Raw genomic sequence first — 21,230 nt, forward strand, 5'->3', positions numbered from 1 at the left:
CTACAGCAGGTCCGGCATGCCCTTGGCCAGGGTTTGGCGTTCCGCCGCGTAGCTTCCGCTCAGCGCAAATCCCAGGGGCTGGCCGTCACCTCCCACGAACAGGGCCTTGCGGTCCCGCCCCTGCCCCTCGACCCGCCATTGGCCCACGGTCCCGGGCGCGGGCGGACAAACCGCCATGGGCAGGGCGGGAGTCTTCACCACCACCGGCAAAGCGGGCAGCGTCAACGGCGTCTCGATTCCGGCCAGTGTCGCCGCCAAGGCCTTGGCCTCGGCCATCAGCGGAGCCACGAAGGGCAACGGCCCCGCCTCGGTCTGGGTACAATCACCCAAGGCGTAGATGTCCGGGTCGGAGGTCCGCAACAGTCGGTCGACGACGATCCCCTTATCGACGGCCAATCCCGCCGCCGCCGCCAGTCCGGTGCGCGGAACCAGCCCGATGGCCGACAGCGCCTTGTCGAAGTCCACCACGACGCCATTGTCCAAGGTGGCGCGGCCGGGTTCCAACTTGGCGACCGAACGTCCGAGGTGGAACACAACGCCGATGGCCGACAGGGCCGTGGCCGCCTCCTCGCCCAATTCCTTGGGCAGCAGGCGACCCAGCGGCCAGGGCGCCGGATCGACCACCGTCACCTTTTGACCGGCGGTGGTCAGGTCGTTGGCGAATTCGGACCCGATCAGACCGGCGCCGATCAGCAAGACCCGTCCGCCCGGGATCAGGCCGTCGCGCCAGACCGCGTAGTCGTCCAGGTCGTTGACCGTATGAATGGTGACACTGTCCGAGCCCTCGACCGTGTAAGGACGCGGGTCGGCGCCGATGGCGAGGACAAGCCGCTGGTATCCGATCCTGCCGTCGCTCAACACCAGTTGCTTGGCGGCGCGGTCGATGGCAACCACCTTCTGCCGGGGCAAAACCGTGATGTTCAACTCGGCCTGGTATTGCCGCGCGGTCTTCTGGATCAGCGTCATGGGCGTCTTGCCCTGGGCGAAGGCCGCCGACAGCATGGGCTTGGAATAAACCTCGCCGCCATCGGCGGTTATCACGGTGACGGGGGCATCGGGGGCCAGCTTGCGGAACTCGCGGGCCAGGGTATACCCCCCCAGCCCGCTGCCGACGATGACCACTCCCCCAGGATCGCGGGGCATGATGGCCTTACTCCTGAACTTCGAAGTCGGACTTGGAGACGCCGCAATCGGGGCAGCACCAATCGTCGGGGATGTCCTCGAAAGCAGTCCCGGCGGAGATGCCGTCTTCCGGCATGCCGATGGCGGGGTCATAGACGAAGCCGCAGACGACGCAGACATATTTCTTCATGATTTCGCTCTCCTCTTGGTCGGTTGGCTCAGGCGCCCTTATGGGCGGCCAGGGTGTCGCGATAGTGGTTAGCGTGACGCTCTTCCACCTTGGCCAGGGCGGCGAAGCGCTTGGCGGCGGTGGCGAGAATGGCCTTGAACTGACCGGCATGCTCCTTGGACTCGGCGATCTGTTCGTCCATTTCCTTGACCGCGGCGCTGTTGCCTTCCTGCTCGGCCAGATGGCGGAACTTGGGATACATCTCGGTGTATTCGTAGGTCTCGCCGTCGATGGCCATCTGCAGCATCTTCTCCACCGTCAGTTCGGCCTTGGGATAGAGCAGTTCAAGATGCCCGAACGCGTGCATGGTCTCCTGCTCGGCGGTCTTCTCGAACACCTCGGCCACCTCGACGGCGCCAAGCTCGCGAGCGCGGCGGGCGAAGTAGAGGTATTTGCGGTTGGCCATGGATTCGCCCGCGAAGGCGGCTTCCAGGTTCTTGACGGTAGGGGAGGATGAATTCTGGGCCATTTGCGTCTCTCCTTGGGGTGATTTGATGTAGCGACATTACCGAAAGCGCGCGATCGAGTGAAACGCGTTAAAATCGTTTCTGTAAGTGATAAAATCGATTATATTGGAGCCATCGTTCTCCCTCCCCACGCAAGCGGGGGAGGGGAAAATCAGCTGCCCGACCAGCCGCCGCCCATGGCCTTGTAGAGTCCCACATTCGCCTGGAGTTGCAGCAGGCGGGCCTGGGCCAGGGCGTCCTGGGCGGCGAACAGGGTCTTTTGGGTGTTGAGCACGGTGGTGACGTCCACCGTGCCGCCCGCCATCAGGGATTGGGCGATCTCGAAGGCGCGTCGCGCGGTGGCTTCGGCCACCTTTTGCGCCTCCACCTCCTCGCCCGTCTTTTCCACCGCGATCAGGGCGTTCTCCACATCGGAGAAGGCCGAGGCCACCGATTTGCGGTAGGTGGTCGCCAGCTCGTCCTGGCGGGCACGCTTCTGCTCCACATTGCCCGCGATCTTGCCGCCGTCGAAGATGGTCTGGGTCACCGAGGACGCCACCGACCACAGCAGGCTGCTATGGGTCATCATCTTGGCGAAGTCCACGCTTTGGAAGCCGCCTTGGCCGGTCAGGCTGATGGAGGGAAACCAGGCGGCGCGGGCCACCGCGATATCGGCATTGGCGGCCCGCAAGGACGCCTCGGCCGACTGGACATCGGGCCGCCGGTTCAGCAGGTCCGACGGCAGGCCGGGCGCGACCGAAGGCACCAATAGCGATTCCAGCGCTTCGGGCACCAGGGACAATTCTTCCGGCATACGTCCGGTCAGGATGGCCAGGGCGTTGAAGTCCTGACGCATCTGCTGTTCCAGCGGCGCGATGGTGGCGCGCTGATTGGCCACCACGCTTTCCTGCTGCGCCACATCCAGCGAGGTGGCGGTCCCGGCGGCGAAGCGGTCCTGATAGACGCGCAGCACGCTCTCGGCGTTGGCGATATTGTTACGCGCCACCCGCAGGCGTTCCTGCAGGCCGAGGATTTCGAAATAGGTGGTGGCCACCGAGGATTGGGCGGTCAGCATCACCGTTTGCTGGTCGAACCGGCTGGCCTGGGCCGCCGCCTCGGCGGAGTCCAGTCCGGCGGCGTTCTTGCCCCAGAAATCCAGTTCGTAGCTGGCGTTGAGCAGGCTGTTGAAGCTGTTGGAATAGACCGCCTTGACCACCTTGCTCGACGAGGAGGAAGACGACACACTGGACGACAACGAGGATCGCTGACGGGTACCACCGGCGCTGGCCGACAGCGAGGGCAGCAGCGGCGCCCCCATGATGGCCACCTGGGCGTCGGCCTGGCGCACCTTGGCCATGGCCACCGCGATGTCGAAATTTCCGGCGCGGGCCTGGCCCATCAAATCATCCAGCCGAGACGAGCCGAATCGCCGCCACCAATCGGCCGAGGGCCATTCCGCCTTCGCCATGGGAGCCGCGTTCTTCCAGGCCGACGGCGGCTTGGTCTCGGGCCGGACATAGGCGTCGCCCACCGAGCAGGCGGTCAGGGTCAAGAGTGCGAGGGCGCATAGGCATCCCCGCTCCCAGCGGGAGAGGGTGGCGCGCAGCGACGGGTGAGGGAGAATGGACCACATCGGACTCGATGGCCGAGATCCCCCCCTCACCCCGGCCCTCTTCCTCGAGGGAGAGGGAGAGGGAGAGGGAGAAGAGGAAGCGCGTCCCATCAACATTTTACATCCTCCCTTATCCCTTTCCGCCACTGTGAGAAGCGGGCGAGCGATAGATAGACCACCGGCGTGGTGTACAGCGTCAGCATCTGCGACAGCAACAGCCCTCCCACGATGGCGATGCCCAGGGGCTGGCGCAACGCACCGCCAGGCCCCGAGGCCAGCGCCAGCGGCACCGCGCCCAGCAAGGCCGTCAGCGTCGTCATGGTGATGGGGCGAAAGCGGATGCGGCAGGCTTCCAGGATGGCGTCAAGCGGTGCCGCCCCGCGCTTCTCCGCCTCGATGGCGAAATCCACCATCAATATTCCGTTCTTCTTGACGATGCCCATCAACAGGAACACGCCAATGACGCTGATCAGGGTCAGTTCGGTGCCGGTGGCCATCAGGGCCAGCAAGGCCCCGATCCCCGCCGAGGGCAACGTCGAGATGATGGTGACGGGATGCAGCGTGCTCTCGTAGAGCACGCCCAGCACGATATAGATGGTCAGCAGGGCGGCACCGATGAGGATCGGCTGGCCGCCCAGGGACTCGGCGAACACCTTGGCGTTACCGGCGAATTCCCACCGCACGCTGGCGGGCAGCCCGATGGAGCGGGCCGAGACGGCAAGGCGCTCCGCCGCTTCACCCAACGGAACCCCGGGGGCCAGATTGAAGGTCAGGGTGGCGGCGGGAAACTGGCCCTGATGGGCCACCGTCACCGGAGCGGTGGCGGGCTCGAAGTGGGCCAGGGCGTCCAGCGGAACCTGCCTGCCATCGGCGGCCCGCACCCACAGGAGATGCAGCGAGGCAGGATCTTCCTGGAATTGCGGCTCGACCTCGAGGATCACCTTGTATTGATTGCGCTGGGTATAGATGGTCGAGACTTGGCGTTGGGCGAATGCGTCCTGCAACACCTGATCCACCTCGGCCATGGAGACCCCCAGCCGGGCGGCGGCATCGCGATCGACCACCACCTGAGCCTGGGGAATGGCGGAATCCTGATCGCTGGAAACGTCCACCAGCCCCTTTTCCTGCTTCAAGCGCGCCACCAGACGCGGCGTCCATTCCCGCAACTCGTCCAGGGATTCGCTCCACAGCACGAACTGGAACTGCGCCTTGCCCATGCGCCCGCCGAACCGGATATCCTGGCCGGGAAACAGGAAGACCGAGACGCCGGCCACCTGGGCCAGTTTGGGTCGCAGCCGGTTGACCACGTCCTGGGCGGCGATCTTACGTTCGCCCAGCGGCTTCAGATTGATGAACATGCGGCCCTGGTGATTGGTGCCGAAGCCGCCCGCGCCCACGAAGGATCCGATGCCTTCCACCGCCGGATCGGCCAGCACCACCGCCGCCACGCTCTGCTGGCGCTCGGAGATGGCGCGGAACGAGATATCGACGCGGCCCTCGATGGTTCCGAAGATCAGGCCGGTATCCTGGGGCGGAAAGAACCCCTTGGGCACCACGCCGTAAAGATAGACGGTCAGCCCCACCGTCCCCAACGTCACCCCAAGCATGATTCTCTGATGGCGCAGCACCCAACCCAATCCCGACTGATAGACGCGCTCGGCCCAGGCCATGGCCGCTTCGCCGCACCGCGCGGCAAAGGACGGCGGACGATGGCTGGCCCGCGCCATCAGATGGCCGTAGACGGTGGGCGTCACCGTCAGCGACACGATGGCCGAGGCGACGATGGCCACCGACAAGGTAACGGCGAATTCGCGGAACAGGCGCCCCAGGATGCCGCCCATGAACAGCAGCGGAATGAACACGGCAACCAGCGACAGGGTAATGGAAATCACGGTGAACAGGATTTCACGAGAGCCCTTGACCGCCGCCTCCAGCGGCGATTCGCCGTTCTCGATGTGGCGCGAGATGTTCTCGATCATCACGATGGCGTCATCCACCACGAAGCCTACCGAGATGGTCACCGCCATCAGCGAGATGTTGTTGAGGCTGTAGCCTACCAGCCACATGACGGCGAAGGTGGCGGCCAGCGACAGGGGCACCGTGATGGAGGCGGCCAGGGTGGGCGTCATCCGCCCCAGCGACAGATAGACGATCAGGATCACCAGACCGATGGAAATGGCCAGGGTGGTTTCCACGTCATCCAGATTGCCGCGAATATTGACGGTACGGTCCGACAGCAGCGAGACCTTGGCGCCCGTCGGCATCCAGCGTTGCAGTTGGGGCAGGATCTGCTTGATGCGGTCCACCGTCTCCACCACATTGGCGCCCGGCTGCTTGTTGATGATGATCAGCACCGCCCGGTCCCGGTTGAACCAACCGCCCAGACGCGTGTTCTCGCTGCCGTCCAACACCTGCGCCACCGCCGTCAGCCGCACGATGGCGCCGTTGGAGGACTTGACCACCAGCGGCGCATAGCCCGAGGCGGTGAACAATTGGTCGTTGGTCGCGATGGACAAGGCCGCCGACTCGCCGTCGAATCCGCCCTTGGGCATGTTCACATTGGCCTGGGCCAGGGCGGTCCGCACATCCTCGATCCCCACCCCCATGGCGGCGAGCCGCGACGGGTCGACGCGAACGCGCACGGCGGGCTTTTCGGCGCCGCTGAGCGTCACCTGGGCGACACCCTCCACCTGGGAGATGCGCTGCGCCATGATGGCGTCGGCGGCGTCGTAGACCTTGGACATGGGCAGGCTGTCCGAGGTCACCCCCAGGATCAGGATGGGGGCCTCGGCGGGATTGACCTTCTTGTAGGTGGGCGGCTGCGGCAGATCGATGGCCAGTTCGGCCCCGGCGGCATTGATGGCGGCCTGTACGTCATGGGCGGCGCCGTTGATGTCGCGATCCAGGTCGAACTGCACGGTGATGGAGGTACCGCCCTGGGTGCTGGTGGACGTCATCTCGGCGACGCCGGGAATTTCGCCCAGGCGGCGTTCCAGCGGAGCCGCCACGGTCGCCGCCATGGTGGCGGGATCGGCGCCGGGCAGCCGCGCCGAGACGTTGATGGTGGGAAAATCCACCTTGGGGAGCGGCGCCACCGGCAGATCGCGGAAGGCGGCGATTCCGGCCAGGAACAGCCCCAGCGCCAGCAGCATGGAGGCGACGGGACGGCGGATGAAGAGTTCGGAGAAGCTCATGGCCGCTACCGAGGAAGCGCGGGCGTCTCGCCCGCATCTTCGGCGGGCGAGACGCCCGCGCTCCGATTGAACCGGCGCTTCAACCGCTCCAGGGCCAGATAGATCACCGGCGTGGTGTAGAGCGTGATCAACTGGCTGAGCAGCAGGCCGCCGACGATGGAAATGCCCAGCGGCCGACGCAGCTCGGAGCCGGTGCCGCTGTCGAAGGCCAGGGGAAGCGCGCCCAGCAGCGCCGCCATGGTGGTCATCATGATGGGGCGAAAGCGCAGCAGACAGGCCTGGACGATGGCCTCGCGGGCGGACTTGCCCTGGCCGCGCTCGGCCTCCAGGGCGAAGTCGATCATCATGATGGCGTTCTTCTTGACGATGCCCATCAGGAGCACGATGCCGATCAGCCCCACCAGGGACAGATCGTTGCCGGTGGCCATCAAGGCCAAAAGCGCCCCGATTCCCGCCGACGGCAGGGTCGACATGATGGTAACGGGATGGATGGTGCTCTCATAGAGCACGCCCAGCACGATATAGATCACCACCAGGGCGGCCAGGATCAGCCAGGGCTCGTTTTCCAATGAGCGGCGGAACTCGGCGGCGTCGCCGGAAAAATCGCCGGTGATGGTCTCGGGCATCTCCATGTCGCGGCCGATGGCCTCGATGGCCTTGGTGGCATCGCCCAGCGCGACGCCGGGCGCCAGATTGAAGCTCAACGTGACGGCGGGAAACTGGCTCTGATGGGTGATGGCCAGCGGCACGCTGGAGCGGGTCACCCGGGTAAAGGCGCTGAGCGGCACCAGCGACCCGGTGGAGGCCCGCACATGGATGGCCGACAAGGTCTCCGGCCCCAATTGATATTCCGGCGTCACCTCCAAGATGACGTGGTACTGGTTGACCTGGGAATAGATGGTCGAGATCTGGCGCTGGCCGAAGGCGTCGTAGAGCGTGTCGTCGATGGCCTGGGGCAGGATACCCAGCCGCGCCGCCTTGTCGCGGTCGATGACGACATCGGCCTGCAGACCGCCGTCCTGGGAATCCGACGCCACATCCGTCAACAGTGGCGAGGCCCGCAGCCGTTCCAGCACCCGGGGCACCCAGATCGCCAGTTCCGCCGCGTCGATATCGGTCAGGGTGTACTGGTATTGGGTACGGCTGGTGCGCGGGCTGAGCTGGATATCCTGGGCGGGCTTCATATGGACGTCGAGACCGGCCACCGGGGCCATGGCCTCCGACAGTCGGCCGATCACCCGCTCCGCCGAGCTCGAGCGCTGCTTGCGCGGCTTGAGCACGATGCTCATATGGCCGGTATTGGCGGTGGGATTGACACCGCCCGCGCCCAGGAAAGACGCCACCGCCGTCACGTCGGGGTCTTCGCGGGCGATGTCGGCGACGCGGCGCTGCAACTCCGCCATGGCGCGAAACGAGATTTCCGGCCGCCCGTCGGTGGTGACCACGATCAGGCCGGTATCCTGGCTGGGCAGGAACCCCTTGGGCGCCACCACATACAGGCCGATGGTGCCCACCAAGGTGGCCACCGCCAGCCACAAGGTCGCCGTCTGGCGTCGCAGCACCCAATCCAGCGAGCGGGCATAGGCGTCGCGCAAGGCCTCGAACAGCCGACCCGACTTGGCTTCCTCGTGGCCGCCCTTCAGCAGATGGCCGCACATCATGGGAGTCAGGGTCAAAGACACCACCGCCGAGACCACCACCGCCACCGCCAGGGTCAGGGCGAATTCGCGGAACAGCCGCCCGACGATGCCCGACATGAACAGCAGGGGAATGAACACGGCGACCAGCGAGACGGTCAAGGACACGATGGTGAAGCCGATTTCCTTGGCGCCCACCAAGGCGGCTTCCAGCGGCTTCATGCCCTTCTCGATATAGCGGACGATGTTCTCGATCATGACGATGGCGTCGTCCACCACGAAACCGGCGGAAATGGTCAGCGCCATCAGCGACAGATTATCCAGCGAGAATCCGGCCAGGGCCATGATCCCGAACGTCCCCACCAGCGACAGCGGCAGGGCGATGGCGGGGATCAGGGTGGCGCGCGGACTGCGCAGGAACACCCAGATGACGCCGATCACCAGGACCACCGTCAGGACCAGGGTGAACTCCACATCGGCCACCGAGGCGCGGATGGTCTCGGTGCGGTCGGCCAGGACCGAGACGGTGACACCCACCGGGACGGCGCGGCGCAGTTCCGGCAGCTTCGCCTGGATGCGGTCCATGGTGGCGACGATATTGGCGCCGGGCTGGCGCTGGACATTGATGATGACGGCGGGCTTGCCGTCGAACCAGCCGGCGGCGCGGGAATCCTCGACGCCCTCCACCACCTGGCCCAGATCCTGGATGCGCACCGGAGCACCGTTCTTCCAGGCGATGACCTGGGTGGGGTAATGGGCGGGATCGGAAATCTGATCGTTGGCGCCCACCGCCAAGGCCTGGGAGACGCCGTCGAAACTGCCCTTGGGCATGTCCACATTGGCCTTGGCCAGGGCCGATCGCACGTCTTCCAGCGACAGACCGTAGGAAGCCAGCCGCGACGGGTCGATCTGGACGCGGACGGCGGGGCGCTGGCCGCCTTCCACCGTCACCCGCCCGACGCCGGAAATCTGGCTGAGCTTCTGCGCCATCAAGGTGTCGGCCACATCGTTGACCTTGGTGATGGGCATGGTGTCCGAGGTCAGCGCCAGGGTCATGATGGGCGGATCGGCGGGATTGACCTTCGAATAGACCGGCGGATAGGGCAAGTTGGTCGGCAGCACGCCGCGGGCGCCGTTGATGGCGGCCTGGACGTCCTCCGCCGCCACGTCGATATTCTTGGACAGCTCGAATTGCAGGGTAATGGCGCTGTTGCCCTGGGACGAGGTGGAGGTCATCACCACCAGCCCCGGAATCAGGCCGAACTGGCGTTCCAGCGGCGTGGTGATCAGCGAGGCCATGGTGTCGGCCGAGGCGCCGGGCAAGCGGGTGGACACCTGGATGGTGGGAAAGTCCACCTGGGGCAGCGCCGAGACCGGCAATAGCCGGAATCCCAGCATGCCCGACAGCACCACCGCCAGCGACAACAGCCAGGTCGCCACCGGGCGGCGGATGAACGGCGCGGAAATGTTCATGAGGCCCCGCCCTTGCCCTCCGGTCGCCTGCCCCCGCCCTTGCCTTTTCCGTCGCCGCCCCTTTCCTCGCCGGTGGTGATCCGGCTGCCTTGGGCCAGCTTGGCGGTGCCGTCGACGACCACCGTCTCGTTTTCCTCGACCCCGGCCTCCACCAGGGCCTGATCGCCTTCGAAGGCGGCGACCTTGATGGCCCGCATCTCCACCGTGCGATCGGCACCGACCACGAAGACGTAGGAGCCTTGAGGGCCGCGCTGCACCGCCGGGGCCGGGATCACCAGCCCGCCTTCGCGAATGGACAGCAGCAGCCGGACATTGACGAAACCGCCCGGCCACAGCCGTCGTTCGGCATTGGGCATGACCGCCTTCAGCTTGATGGTGCCGGTGGTCTGGTCGATCTGGTTGTCCACCAACTCCAGCTCGCCCATATCCACCTGAAGCTTGGTCTCGGGCTGCAGCGCCAGCACCGCCAGCTTGCCGTCAAGCCGCATGCGGTCGCTGATGGCGGGCAGGCTCTGTTGCGGCAAGGTGAAGATCACCGAGATGGGCTGAATTTGAGTGAGCGTCACCAGACCGGCGGCATCGGCCGCCCGCACGATATTGCCGCGATCCACCAGCCGGATGCCGGTCCGCCCATCGATGGGCGAGGTGATGACGGTATAGCCCAGCATGGTCTTGGCGTTGCTGATGGAGGCCTCATCCACCCGCACGCTGGCCTCCAACTGACGCACCAGGGCGCGTTGGGTATCGACACTTTGCCCGGTGACCCGGTCGCCCAGCGAGACATAGCGGGCGAGATCGCGCCGCGCCGCCTCCAATTGGGCGAAATCCTTGTCCCTGACCGCCAAGGCCTGTTCATATTGGGCGCGGTAGGTGCGGGGATCGATCTGGGCCAGCACTTCACCGGCCTTGACGTCCTGGCCTTCCTTGAACAGCACTTCCACCAGTTCGCCATCGACGCGGGAACGCACCGTCACCGTATTGTAGGCCTGCACCGTTCCCAGGGCATCGAGATAGATGGGAACATCCTTGCGCCCGACCACCGCCGTCACCACCGGCACCGGTCGTCCATCCGGCCCGCCGGGCTTGCCCATCGGTTTGGCCGCCTGCCCGGACGGCCACAGGACAACCGCCGCGACGACCAGGGCAAGAGCCCCGATGCCCATGGCGACACGGTGGCTCTTGGCCTGCTGCAACACCTCTTCGAACCTCACCGACGGCCTCCACGGGGCATGTTGTTGGCGATGATTATGATCATAAGGCACCGGCCTGTCTGTAACAGAGGGTAACACCGACCCGACCCGCGTTGTCGCGCCTGAACGATCATGCCATTCTTCCCCCATGAAGCCCGGCCCCGTGCCCATCTGGAAGCGGCTGCTGAAGGCCCTGCGGCGGCAGGGGCTGCCGATGTTGCTCGCTCCACCGGCTCTTGTCGCCATTGCCTTCGACGCTTGGGATTTCGCATCCCTTTGGGTCGATCACGACCATACGGTCGAGGAGACCGCCCTTCAAAGCCAAGGCGTCGCCCGCGAGATCGGCCGCAGCATCACCAGCGCCCTTCAAGCCATCGAGGTGGAGGCCACCGACCATCTGACCCCGCTGTCGAATCAGTATCTGGAAAAAAAGATCCGGATGCCGCAATTGCTTGCCGGATACGGCCTTGCCAGACAACGCCTGCCCCAACTGGCGTCGATCCACCTTTACAAGGCCGATGGCCGATTGGCCGACCCGCCGCAATTGTCGCGGCGAATGCCGCCCGACATCAGCGCCATCGCCCTGTTCAAGGCCCATCGCGACGGAGTGGTGGAACAGTCGGTTCGGGTGGACTCGCTCGAAGACTTGGTGAGCGATCAGATGTCGGTCAAATGGCAGCTTGTCCTGGCCCAGAGTGTTCGCAACGCCGAAGGCGAGTTCATGGGCTTGATGATCGCCAGCGTGGACACCGAGTATTTCTTTTCGGTTATCGCTGAAATTCGCCTCGCCCCCGGCACCGCCATCCGAATCTTCGATAGCGACGGCAGACTGCTGCTGAACCACCCCCGCGACTTTACCCAGGTCGGACGGAATTATTCGTCGCGTTGGACCTTCCAGGATTGGACACAAAGCAAGGTCGAACTGCTGGGCACGGTTCCCGACCCGACCGACAATTCCCCCGAGATCGGCGTCTTTCGCAAGGTCGAACGCTATCCCATCCTGGTCTCCGTCGGTGTGGCCGAGGATCTCGCCCTGGCGGAATGGTGGCGGGAATTGGCAATTCTGCTGGTGGCGATTCTCACCTTCGTCGCCGCCTCCCTGTGGTCGGCCAGGCGCCCCCTCGCCGCCTGGGTGCTCCACCAAGAGCACCATACCGACGACCCGAGCGGCTTTCGCGATGGGGACGGCATTTAGTATGTATCGCCCCCCATCTTGTTTATAATCCATCAACACTGAGCTGATATTTTCGCTTGAGCGAGCAATACCTGGGGGGATGGCACCATCATGTGGATCGAACAACGCGCCTGGACCGCCGCTGAGGGTTGGAGCAAGACGGAGAAGCCCGCGGGCGCCACGTCCCTGGTTCTGTATTTCGCCGCGCCTGGGGTCATGACCCCCGATGATATTTACGCTCAGTTGCGCCAGCGCTATGGCGATGCGGCCATCGTCGGCTGCACCACCGGCGGCGAGATCAGCGGCGACGAGGTGCTCGACGATAGCGTGGTGACGGCCGCCATCGGCTTCGACAAGGCCACCGTGCGGATTGCGGCTCGCGATCTCGGCGATGTCTCGGAATCCCGGAAGATCGGCGGCGAATTGGCCCGTGAATTGGCTGGCGACGGCTTGCGCGCCATCTTGATCCTGTCCGACGGCACCAAGGTCAACGGCGACTCCTTGGTGGCGGGCTGCCTCGAAGCGGTGGCTCCGGATATCATCGTGACCGGCGGCCTTGCCGGAGACGGCGCCCGCTTTCAATCCACTGCCGTGGGTTGCAACGACGCCATGCGCTCGGGCCGCGTCGCCGCCATCGGCCTGTACGGCGCCAGCCTCGCCATCGGCCACGGCAGTTTCGGCGGTTGGGACGAGTTCGGCCCGCCGCGCACCATCACCCGGTCCGAAGCCAACGTGCTTTACGAACTGGACGGCGAACCGGCACTGGACCTCTATAAACGCTATCTGGGCGAGGAAGCCCAGGGACTGCCGGGCAGCGCCCTGCTGTTCCCGCTGTCCATCCGCCCGTCCGAAGGCGCCGATGGCGCCGAAGTGGTGCGCACCATCGTCGGCATCGACGAGGCCGCCAAGTCCATGACCTTCGCGGGCGACGTTCCCACCGGCTATCTGGCGCGGCTGATGCGCGGCAATTTCGACAATCTGGTGGACGGCGCCGGCAAGGCGGCAGAGGCCGCCGCCACGGGTGCGCCTTGTCTCGCCATCCTGGTGAGCTGCATCGGCCGCAAGCTGCTGATGGGCCAGCGCATCGCCGAAGAGGTGGAGATCGTCGCCGATGTCCTGGGCGGCAAGGCCGACCTGATCGGTTTTTACTCATATGGCGAGATTTCGCCCCACGGCTTCACCGGAAAGTGCGAACTGCATAATCAAACCATGACCATCACCACCATTTCCGAGCGCTGATTTCCGTGTCCAACATGCATCGGCTGCTCCAGCGACAGCTGGCCAGGGCATCAAGGGGGAGCGCCGACGGCGTTCCCAACCTGGACGTGCTGCTTGCGCTGGTCAGCGAGACCTATGACGAGCAGGACCGCGAGCGGCGCCTGAACGACCGCTCGACCCGCCTGATGGAAGAAGAGCTGCGTGCCGCCAACCGCGAGTCGCAGCAACAGGCCGAAGCCCATCTGCAAGCCATTCTGGACACGGTGGGCGAAGGAATCGTCATCGCCGACCACGGCGGCAGGATCATCAGCGTCAATCCCGCGCTGCTCAACACCTTCGGTTATGCCAGAGGCGATCTGGTGGGCCAGAACATCGCCGCCCTGGTCCCCGCCCTCGATGCCTCTCAAGGCCAAGGTGGCGGCATGGCCGGGTTGTTCGCCCTGGGGCGCGAGAGCACCGCCCGGCGCAGCCATGGCGAGACCTTTCCCATCGAATTGGGGTTCGGCGACCTGTCACCCACCGGCGTGCCGCATTTCGTCTGTATCATCCGCGACATTTCCGATCGCAAGCGCATCGAGCGCGACATGCGCGAAAGCCAGCTGCGCTTCCGCGACTTCGCCGAGTCCTCGTCGGACTGGTTCTGGGAGACCGGCCCCGATCTTCGCTTCAGCCGCTTCTCCGGCAATTTCACCGAATTCACCCGCGCCCTGCCCGACCATTATGTCGGCCACACCCGCGACGAGATGATCTCGGACGACACCGATCCCGAGGCCCGGCGGCAGAATCTCGCCGATCTGGCGGCACGGCGGCCGTTCCGTGATTTCGTCTATCGCACCAAGGATATGAGTGGGCCAGGCCGGGTTCTGCGGGTCAACGGCAAGCCGGTCTTAACCGAATCCGGCGAGTTCATGGGTTATCGCGGCACCGCGTCGGATATCACCGAGGAAATCGAGGCCGAGGAGCGGCTGAAAGCCACCCAGGCGGAAATCGAACGTCTCGCCCAGCGCAACGCCTCGATCCTGGAAAGCGTCGATGACGGCATCTTCGGCATCGACCTCAACGGCCGCGCCACCTTCGTCAACCGCGCCGCCGCGGAAATGCTGTGCTACGAACAGGCCGAGCTGGTGGGCGCCGACATCCTGCCCATGATCGCCTCGGATCTGGCCACCGCCAGCAGCCTGTACCAAGTCCTGCTGCGGCTGACCACCTCGCTGCGCGACGATGCCGCCAGCTTCAAGCGCCGCGATGGGTCGGTGGTGCCGGTGGAGTATATCGCCTCCCCGGTGGTCGAACAGGAACGCCAGGTGGGCGTGGTGATCGGCTTCCGCGACATCACCCAGCGCCGTCAGGTGGAAAGCCAATTGCGCGACGCCAAGGAAGCCGCCGAGGCCGGCAATCGTTCCAAGTCGGAATTCCTGGCGACCATGAGCCACGAAATCCGCACCCCCATGAACGGCGTCATCGGCATGACCGGCCTGCTGCTGGATACCGAGTTGGACGACGAGCAGCGCCATTTCGCCGAGACCATCCGCGATTCGGGCGAATCCCTGCTGACCGTCATCAATGACATCTTGGACTTTTCCAAGATGGAAGCGGGCAAGCTTGACCTGGACTACACCGAATTCGAGCTGACACCGCTGGTGGAAAGCGTGGTGGACATCCTGGCGCCGCGCGCCCACGCCAAGGGTATCGAGATCGCCAGCCTGATCGACCCCGATCTGCGCATGGTGGTGCGCACCGACCCGGGTCGCTTGCGCCAGGTGCTGATGAATCTGGCCGGTAACGCCGTCAAGTTCACCGAAAAGGGCGGCGTCTCCATCGAGGTTCGCGTCGCCGAACGGGCCGAGGGCCGCATGGTCGCCCGCTTCGAAATCCGCGACACCGGCATCGGCATTCCCAAGGAATCCCAGGGCCGCCTGTTCTCCATGTTCTCGCAGGTGGACGCCTCGACCGCGCGGCGCTACGGCGGCACCGGCCTCGGCCTCGCCATCTCGCGACGCATCGCCGATCTGATGGGCGGCCATGTGGGCCTGGACAGCGAGCCGGGCAAGGGAAGCACGTTCTGGGTTGCGCTGCCGTTGCAGATCCTGGGGCCGCAAACCTCGACCCCGCCCGATCTGCGCGGCCGCCGTGTCCTGGTGGTGGACGACAATTCCATCAACCGCGATGTGCTGGAGCGCCAATTGCGCGCCGTCGGAGTCGATGTGCGGGCCTGCCATGACGCCGGAACCGCCATGAACGAACTGACCCAGGCCGCCGCCGAGGGCACCAAGCCGTGGGAAGTGGCGCTGGTCGACGCCCAGATGCCCATGGTCAGCGGCACCGACATGGTCCGCATGGTCCGCGCCATTCCCATGCTGTCGGGCATGAAGGTCATCATCACCTCGTCACAAGGCGTTCTTGACCCGGCCGACCGGGCCAATATCGACGCCTTCCTGCACAAGCCGCTACGCCAGGGAACCGTGCTTGACACCATCGCCCGCCTTCTGGGCGTCAGCGACCGGATGGCACCGGCCGAATCCGCGTCGGCCGTGCCCAAGACATCGGAGGGGCCGGGGCGGCGCCTGCGCATCCTGGTCGCCGAGGATAACCCGGTCAACCAGCAGGTGGCGCTGGGATTGCTGCGCAAATTCGGCCATTCCGTCGATGTGGTGGGCGATGGCGCCGAGGCGGTGGAGGCGGTGCGCCTGCTGCCCTACGACCTTGTGCTGATGGATGTCCAGATGCCGGAAATGGACGGGCTGGAAGCCACCCGGACCATCCGCGCCCTACCCACCCTGGCCGCCCAGGTTCCCATCGTCGCCATGACCGCCAATGCCATGCGCGGCGATGACCAGATTTGCCTGAACGCCGGTATGGACGGCTATATCAGCAAGCCCATCGACAGAATGAAGCTGTCCGAAGTCCTTGCGCGCTATGCCGGCGAATCGATCGGCAAGCCCATCGTAGCGCCCTCGGCCACGGTGGCGGCGGTGGACTTCACCATTCTCGATCTCCTCAAGGACGACCTTGAAGCCGATACCGTCATCGAGATCCTGGCCAAGTTCATGGAAGACGCCCGCGCCCGCGTCACCGGCAGCCACGAGGCCCAGGAGCAAGGCGACATGGACCGGGTGCGCCGCGAAGCCCACACCATCAAGGGCGCCGCCGCCAGTCTGGGCCTGACCGCCATCCGCGACGCCTGCCTGACGGCGGAGAACGCGGCACGCGGCGGCCAGAATGTCGGCGCCGCCGTGGCCGGTTTGGATGCCGCCGTCGAGGCCCTGCCCGCCATCCTCGCCACCACCGTTTATGCCCTGCCGGAAAGCTGAGCCATGCGCATTCTGATCATCGACGACAACCCCACCAACCTGATGCTTCTGCATCACCGTCTGGTCAAGATCGAAGGGTCCGAAGTCATTTCCATGGAATCGGCGGTGGCGGCCTTGGTGTGGTGCGAAACCAACGTCCCTGACCTGATCCTGACCGACTATCACATGCCCGAGGTGGACGGCCTGGAATTCATCCGCCGCCTGCGTCAAAAGGAAGAGTTCCGCGAGGTTCCGGTGGTCGTCGTCACCACTTCGGACGTCAAGGAAGTCCGCCAGAAGGCGCTGGAACTGGGCGCCATCGACTTCCTGACCAAGCCCGTGGACGGCCATGAATTGCTGGCGCGTTCGCGCAATCTGCTGGCGCTGCGCAAGTCCCAGCTGACGCTGCGCGACCGCGCCGCCGAGGAACTGGTCATGCGCCTGTCCAAGGCGGCGGAATTCCGCGATCCCGAAACCGGCGCCCATATCGAGCGCATGGCCCGCTACACCGCCCTGATCGCCCGGCGCATGGGCATGAATGCCGACGACGTGGAGCGGCTGGAACTGGCCGCGCCTATGCACGATGTGGGCAAGGTCGGCATTCCCGACATGATCTTGCTGAAGCCCGACCGGCTGACGCCGTCGGAATTCACCATCATGAAGCAACATGCCGAATTCGGCCGCGAAATCCTAAAGGACAGCCCGTCGCGCCTCGTGCGCCTTGCCGCCGAGATCGCCGGCAGCCATCACGAGAAATTCGACGGCAGCGGCTACCCCGCCGGTCTGGCGGGGGACGCCATCCCGCTGGAAGGACGCATCGTTGCCGTGGCCGATGTGTTCGATGCCCTGACCTCGACCAGGCCCTACAAACGCCCGTGGTCGGTGGACGAAGCCGTCGCCTTCATGAAGGAGCAGAGCGGCAAGCATTTCGATCCCGCCTGCGTCGATGCCTTCCTGTCCGAAATGGCCGCCGTCGGCACCATCATGGCCCAGTTCCAGGATAACTTCGATCCCGAACCGGCGCATCCCCTGGCCAATTACTGAGACCAATCATCGTTTGATATGACGTCACCCTCTCCCCTCGTGGGAGAGGGCCGGGGTGAGGGGCTTTGCGCGCGGCAGCGGACACGAGTCACATGGCGCGCCGACGCGCGCGCCCTCACCCGGCTCGCTCTCGCTCGCCACCCTCTCCCGCAGGGGGAGAGGGCTTGTTTTCATTGGTTGGCCAGGACGGCCGCGCTCCGAGAATGGCGAGTCGTTCGGAGCGCGGGCGTCTCGCCCGCCCGCGGGGCGAATCCGCGCTACTTCATCACCCCGGAGACCTGGATGGCCGCCGGTCCGGCGATGACCAGGAACAGGACCGGCAGGAAGAAGACGATCATGGGCACCGTCAGCTTGGCGGGCAAGGCGGCGGCCTTCTTCTCGGCCTCGGACATGCGGGACTCGCGGTTTTCCTGGGCCAGAACCTTCAGGGCCTGACTGACCGGCGTGCCGTATTTCTCCGATTGCAGCAAGGTGGTCGATAGCGAGCGGACCTGCGCCAGCCCGGTGCGGTCGGCCAGATTCTCCCAGGCGTGGCGGCGGTCGCCCAGAAAGGCCAGTTCGGCGGCGGTCAGGCCGAATTCCTCGGCCAGTTCCGGCGAGGTCTCTCCCATCTCATCCACCACCCGGCCCAGCGAGGCTTCCACCGACAAACCGGCGTCGACGCAGATCACCATCAGGTCGAGGGCATCGGGGAAGGCCCGCGCCACGGAGAACTGCCGTTTCTGGATGGCATTGGTCAGCATCAGATGCGGCAGATACGCCCCGGCCGCCATGGCGCCCACCAGGATGAAGGCCCGGTTGGTCAGGGGCAGATCGGCGAAGACGGTGGTGGCATAGACCAGCCCCAGGGCCAGCAACACCACCGGAAGCGCCACGCGGGCGAAGATGAAGGTCAGCGGCGCCGACTGGCCGCGCCAACCCGCCTGGGCCAGCTTGGCCTTCAGCTCCTTGGCCTCCAGCATGTCCTGGAGCTTCAGCCTGTCCACCACGGCGCGCATCAAGGCCTGGCGGCGGCGCGGCGCGTTCTTGCGCCGCCCGGTCTGCAGATTGGCCCGTTGAATGGCCGACAATTCCTGGCGCCGCGCCGCCACCGCCTTCATGCGACTGGTCAGGCGGTCGCGCGCGATCAGCGGCAGCGACACCGCCACGATGGAGACGAAGGCGACGACGGCGGCGCAAATCATGATCAGGGTGGTGAGCATTGGGTCAAGCCTCCCTTTCACATATCGAAATTGATCATGCGGCGCATGACCAGCAAGCCCACCACCTCGGTGACGCCGCCCGTGAACAGCAGGATATTGCCGGTATCGGTGGTGAACAGGATCTCGATGTAATTGGGCGCCAATCCGGCCAGGGCGGTGATCACCACCAGGGGCAGCGAGCCGATGATATAGGCGGAGGCGCGGGCCTCGCTGGCGAAGGCCTGGACCTTGTCGCGCATGCGCTTCCTGGCGCGCAGCACCTCGGACAGCTTGGCCAGGGTGTCGGCAAGATTGCCGCCGGTCTGCTGCTGGATGGCGATGACATTGGCGAAATAGCGAAGCTCCGCCGTCGGCGTGCGCTCGACGGCGCGGGCCAGCACGTCCTGCAAGCCGAGACCCAGCTTCTGGCCCTCGGTGATCAGCCGGAACTCGGCGCCGATGGGGTCTTCCATCTCGCGGCCGATGATGTTGACGCATTCGCCCAGCGGCAGGCCGGACCGGATGCCGCGCACCACCACGTCGATGGCGTCGGCGAATTGGCCGGTGAAGCGGCCTACCCGGCGCTTGGCCCGCAGGGTCAGGACGACTTTGGGCAGGCCGATGCCCAGCACCAGGGCGGACAGCATCGACCACAGGCCGGACATGCCCATCAGCGATGCAAGGATGAACAGCAGCAGGGCGAAACCGCCGCTGGCCGCCAGATACTGCCAGACCTCCACATGGATACCGGCCTGCATCAGCTCTTCGCGCAGCTTATAGCCGCGCTTGCGCGCCCGGGCACCCTCCACTTGCTTCAAGCGGGACTGCACCGATTTGCGCTTGGGCTGGCGCGCGCTTCGGCGGGCGTGGCTCGCGGTGCCGGTAAGGGCGGCCAGCCGCCGTTTGATCCTGGCCCTGGGTCCATGAATCAGCGACACCATGGACCAGCCCAGCACCGCCAGGGCAACCAGCAACGCCGCCACCAGCACGGCGATCTCGGCGGGCAGGCGGGCGAGCACGTCAAGCATGCGCTTCGCTCAGGGCTTCGGCCAGATCGCGCTCGAGCCCATAGTAACGGGCGCGGTCCCAGAAGGCCGGACGCAGACCGGTGGGGCGGTGGCGGCCGAGCACCCGGCCCTTGGAATCCTCTCCCTCGAACTCGTAGACGAACAGGTCTTGCAGGGTGATGACGTCACCCTCCATGCCGATCACCTCGGAGATATGAGTGATCTTGCGAGTGCCGTCGCGCAGGCGCGAGGCCTGGACGATGACGTTGACCGCCGAGGCGATCTGCTCGCGCACCGCCTTGGCGGGCAGATTGTAGCCGCCCATGGCAACCATGTTCTCGACACGGGACAGGGCGTCGCGCGGCGTATTGGCGTGGATGGTGCCCATGGAGCCGTCATGGCCGGTATTCATGGCTTGCAGCAGGTCGAAAGCCTCGGGGCCGCGCACCTCGCCGACGATGATGCGCTCGGGCCGCATGCGCAGGCAGTTCTTCACCAGATCGCGCATGGTCACCGCCCCCGCCCCTTCCAGATTGGGCGGCCGGGTTTCCAGCCGCACCACATGGGGCTGCTGCAATTGCAGCTCGGCGGCGTCCTCGCAGGTGACGATGCGCTCGGCCTCGTCGATATAGCGGGTCAGGCAGTTGAGCAAGGTGGTCTTGCCCGAGCCGGTACCGCCGGACACCAGGATATTGCAGCGGACCGCCGAGGCGATTTGCAGCACCCGGGACGCCTGGGGCGTCAGCGAGCCGAACTCCACCAGCTTGTCCAGCGTCAGCTTGTCGCGCTTGAACTTGCGGATGGTCAGCGTCGGGCCGTCGATGGCCAGGGGCGGCACGATGACATTGACACGAGACCCATCGGCGAGACGGGCGTCGCAGATGGGGCTGGCCTCGTCCACCCGGCGCCCCACCGCCGAGACGATGCGCTGGCAGATATTCATCAACTGGGCATTGTCGCGGAATTTGATGTCGGTGAGTTCGATCTTCCCCTCGGACTCGATATAGACCTTGTCGGCGCCGTTCACCATGATGTCGGCGATATCGTCGCGGGCCAGCAAGGGTTCCAGCGGCCCCAGGCCCAGCACGTCGTTGCAGATATCGCTGATCACCACCTGCTGCTCGGCCGCCGACAGGACGAGGCTGCGCATGCTGATGATCTCGGAGACGATGTCCGAGATTTCTTCGCGCACCTGGGCCGGCTCCAACTGGCCCAGCTCGGTGGGATCCACGGAATCGATCAGATCGTTGAAGATGGCGATCTTGATGTCGGACAGCCGGTGGTCCAGCTCCACCGAGCGCGTCTGGGCCGCCGTGGGGGGCGGCACCGCGGCGACGGGCTTGGCACTCGACGGAGCGGCTGATTGCGGCGGCGGTGGTGTCGAGGGGGGCGCAGTGCGACGGCCGAACATGG

At 65.6% G+C, this 21,230-nt stretch carries 14 protein-coding genes; 4 read left to right on the forward strand and 10 right to left on the reverse strand.

What is annotated here, in order from left to right; translation table 11 throughout:
• The 7 genes from CU669_RS15995 to CU669_RS16025 all read right to left on the reverse strand — a co-directional run bounded on the left by CU669_RS15995 (position 1) and on the right by CU669_RS16025 (position 10,924).
• Complete coding sequence (locus CU669_RS15995; protein WP_112146508.1) at positions 1-1,143, reverse strand: NAD(P)/FAD-dependent oxidoreductase; 1,143 nt, start codon at positions 1,141-1,143, stop codon at positions 1-3.
• Between the two features lie 7 nt (positions 1,144-1,150).
• The gene (gene rd, locus CU669_RS16000; RefSeq protein WP_112146510.1) at positions 1,151-1,312 is read right to left on the reverse strand and encodes a rubredoxin; all 162 of its coding nucleotides are present in this window, start codon (positions 1,310-1,312) and stop codon (positions 1,151-1,153) included.
• Between the two features lie 28 nt (positions 1,313-1,340).
• Positions 1,341-1,820, reverse strand: coding sequence for a rubrerythrin family protein (locus CU669_RS16005; protein WP_112146512.1), 480 nt, complete (start codon positions 1,818-1,820; stop codon positions 1,341-1,343).
• A 149-nt stretch (positions 1,821-1,969) separates the two neighbouring features.
• The gene (locus CU669_RS16010; RefSeq protein ID WP_112146514.1) at positions 1,970-3,430 is read right to left on the reverse strand and encodes an efflux transporter outer membrane subunit; all 1,461 of its coding nucleotides are present in this window, start codon (positions 3,428-3,430) and stop codon (positions 1,970-1,972) included.
• A gap of 89 nt (positions 3,431-3,519) precedes the next feature.
• Positions 3,520-6,603, reverse strand: a complete 3,084-nt coding sequence (locus CU669_RS16015) for an efflux RND transporter permease subunit (RefSeq protein ID WP_112146516.1) — start codon at positions 6,601-6,603, stop codon at positions 3,520-3,522.
• A gap of 5 nt (positions 6,604-6,608) precedes the next feature.
• Positions 6,609-9,713: a multidrug efflux RND transporter permease subunit gene (locus CU669_RS16020; RefSeq protein ID WP_112146518.1), complete on the reverse strand. Its 3,105-nt coding sequence runs from the start codon at positions 9,711-9,713 to the stop codon at positions 6,609-6,611.
• Positions 9,710-10,924 carry an efflux RND transporter periplasmic adaptor subunit gene (locus tag CU669_RS16025; protein ID WP_239988749.1) on the reverse strand — a complete coding sequence of 405 codons (1,215 nt, stop codon included), beginning with the start codon at positions 10,922-10,924 and terminating at the stop codon, positions 9,710-9,712. Before CU669_RS16025 ends, CU669_RS16020 begins: the two co-directional genes overlap by 4 nt.
• A gap of 142 nt (positions 10,925-11,066) precedes the next feature.
• On the opposite strand from CU669_RS16025, the gene CU669_RS16030 reads away from it, so the two are divergent.
• The 4 genes from CU669_RS16030 (at position 11,067) to CU669_RS16045 (ending at position 17,629) form a co-directional block, all read left to right on the forward strand.
• A complete protein-coding gene (locus tag CU669_RS16030; protein WP_146747755.1) occupies positions 11,067-12,098 on the forward strand; it encodes a hypothetical protein in 1,032 nt (343 codons plus the stop codon).
• 90 nt (positions 12,099-12,188) lie between these two features.
• Positions 12,189-13,316: an FIST signal transduction protein gene (locus CU669_RS16035; RefSeq protein ID WP_112146522.1), complete on the forward strand. Its 1,128-nt coding sequence runs from the start codon at positions 12,189-12,191 to the stop codon at positions 13,314-13,316.
• A gap of 14 nt (positions 13,317-13,330) precedes the next feature.
• Positions 13,331-16,606 carry a PAS domain S-box protein gene (locus CU669_RS16040; RefSeq protein ID WP_112146524.1) on the forward strand — a complete coding sequence of 1,092 codons (3,276 nt, stop codon included), beginning with the start codon at positions 13,331-13,333 and terminating at the stop codon, positions 16,604-16,606.
• A 3-nt stretch (positions 16,607-16,609) separates the two neighbouring features.
• Positions 16,610-17,629, forward strand: a complete 1,020-nt coding sequence (locus CU669_RS16045; RefSeq protein ID WP_112146526.1) for an HD domain-containing phosphohydrolase — start codon at positions 16,610-16,612, stop codon at positions 17,627-17,629.
• 257 nt (positions 17,630-17,886) lie between these two features.
• On the opposite strand, the gene CU669_RS16050 is transcribed toward CU669_RS16045, so the two are convergent.
• From CU669_RS16050 to CU669_RS16060, 3 genes are read right to left on the reverse strand one after another with little or no spacing between them, the layout of a single operon-like run.
• On the reverse strand, positions 17,887-18,831 hold the full coding sequence (locus CU669_RS16050; protein ID WP_112146528.1) for a type II secretion system F family protein: 945 nt from the start codon (positions 18,829-18,831) through the stop codon (positions 17,887-17,889).
• A 17-nt stretch (positions 18,832-18,848) separates the two neighbouring features.
• Complete coding sequence (locus CU669_RS16055) at positions 18,849-19,838, reverse strand: type II secretion system F family protein (protein ID WP_112146530.1); 990 nt, start codon at positions 19,836-19,838, stop codon at positions 18,849-18,851.
• Positions 19,831-21,228, reverse strand: coding sequence for a CpaF family protein (locus tag CU669_RS16060; protein ID WP_112146532.1), 1,398 nt, complete (start codon positions 21,226-21,228; stop codon positions 19,831-19,833). The genes CU669_RS16055 and CU669_RS16060 overlap by 8 nt, the downstream gene beginning before the upstream one ends.
• Positions 21,229-21,230 lie beyond the last annotated feature (2 nt).

Origin of the sequence: Paramagnetospirillum kuznetsovii, from assembly GCF_003284725.1 — a bacterium.
Lineage (GTDB): Bacteria > Pseudomonadota > Alphaproteobacteria > Rhodospirillales > Magnetospirillaceae > Phaeospirillum > Phaeospirillum kuznetsovii.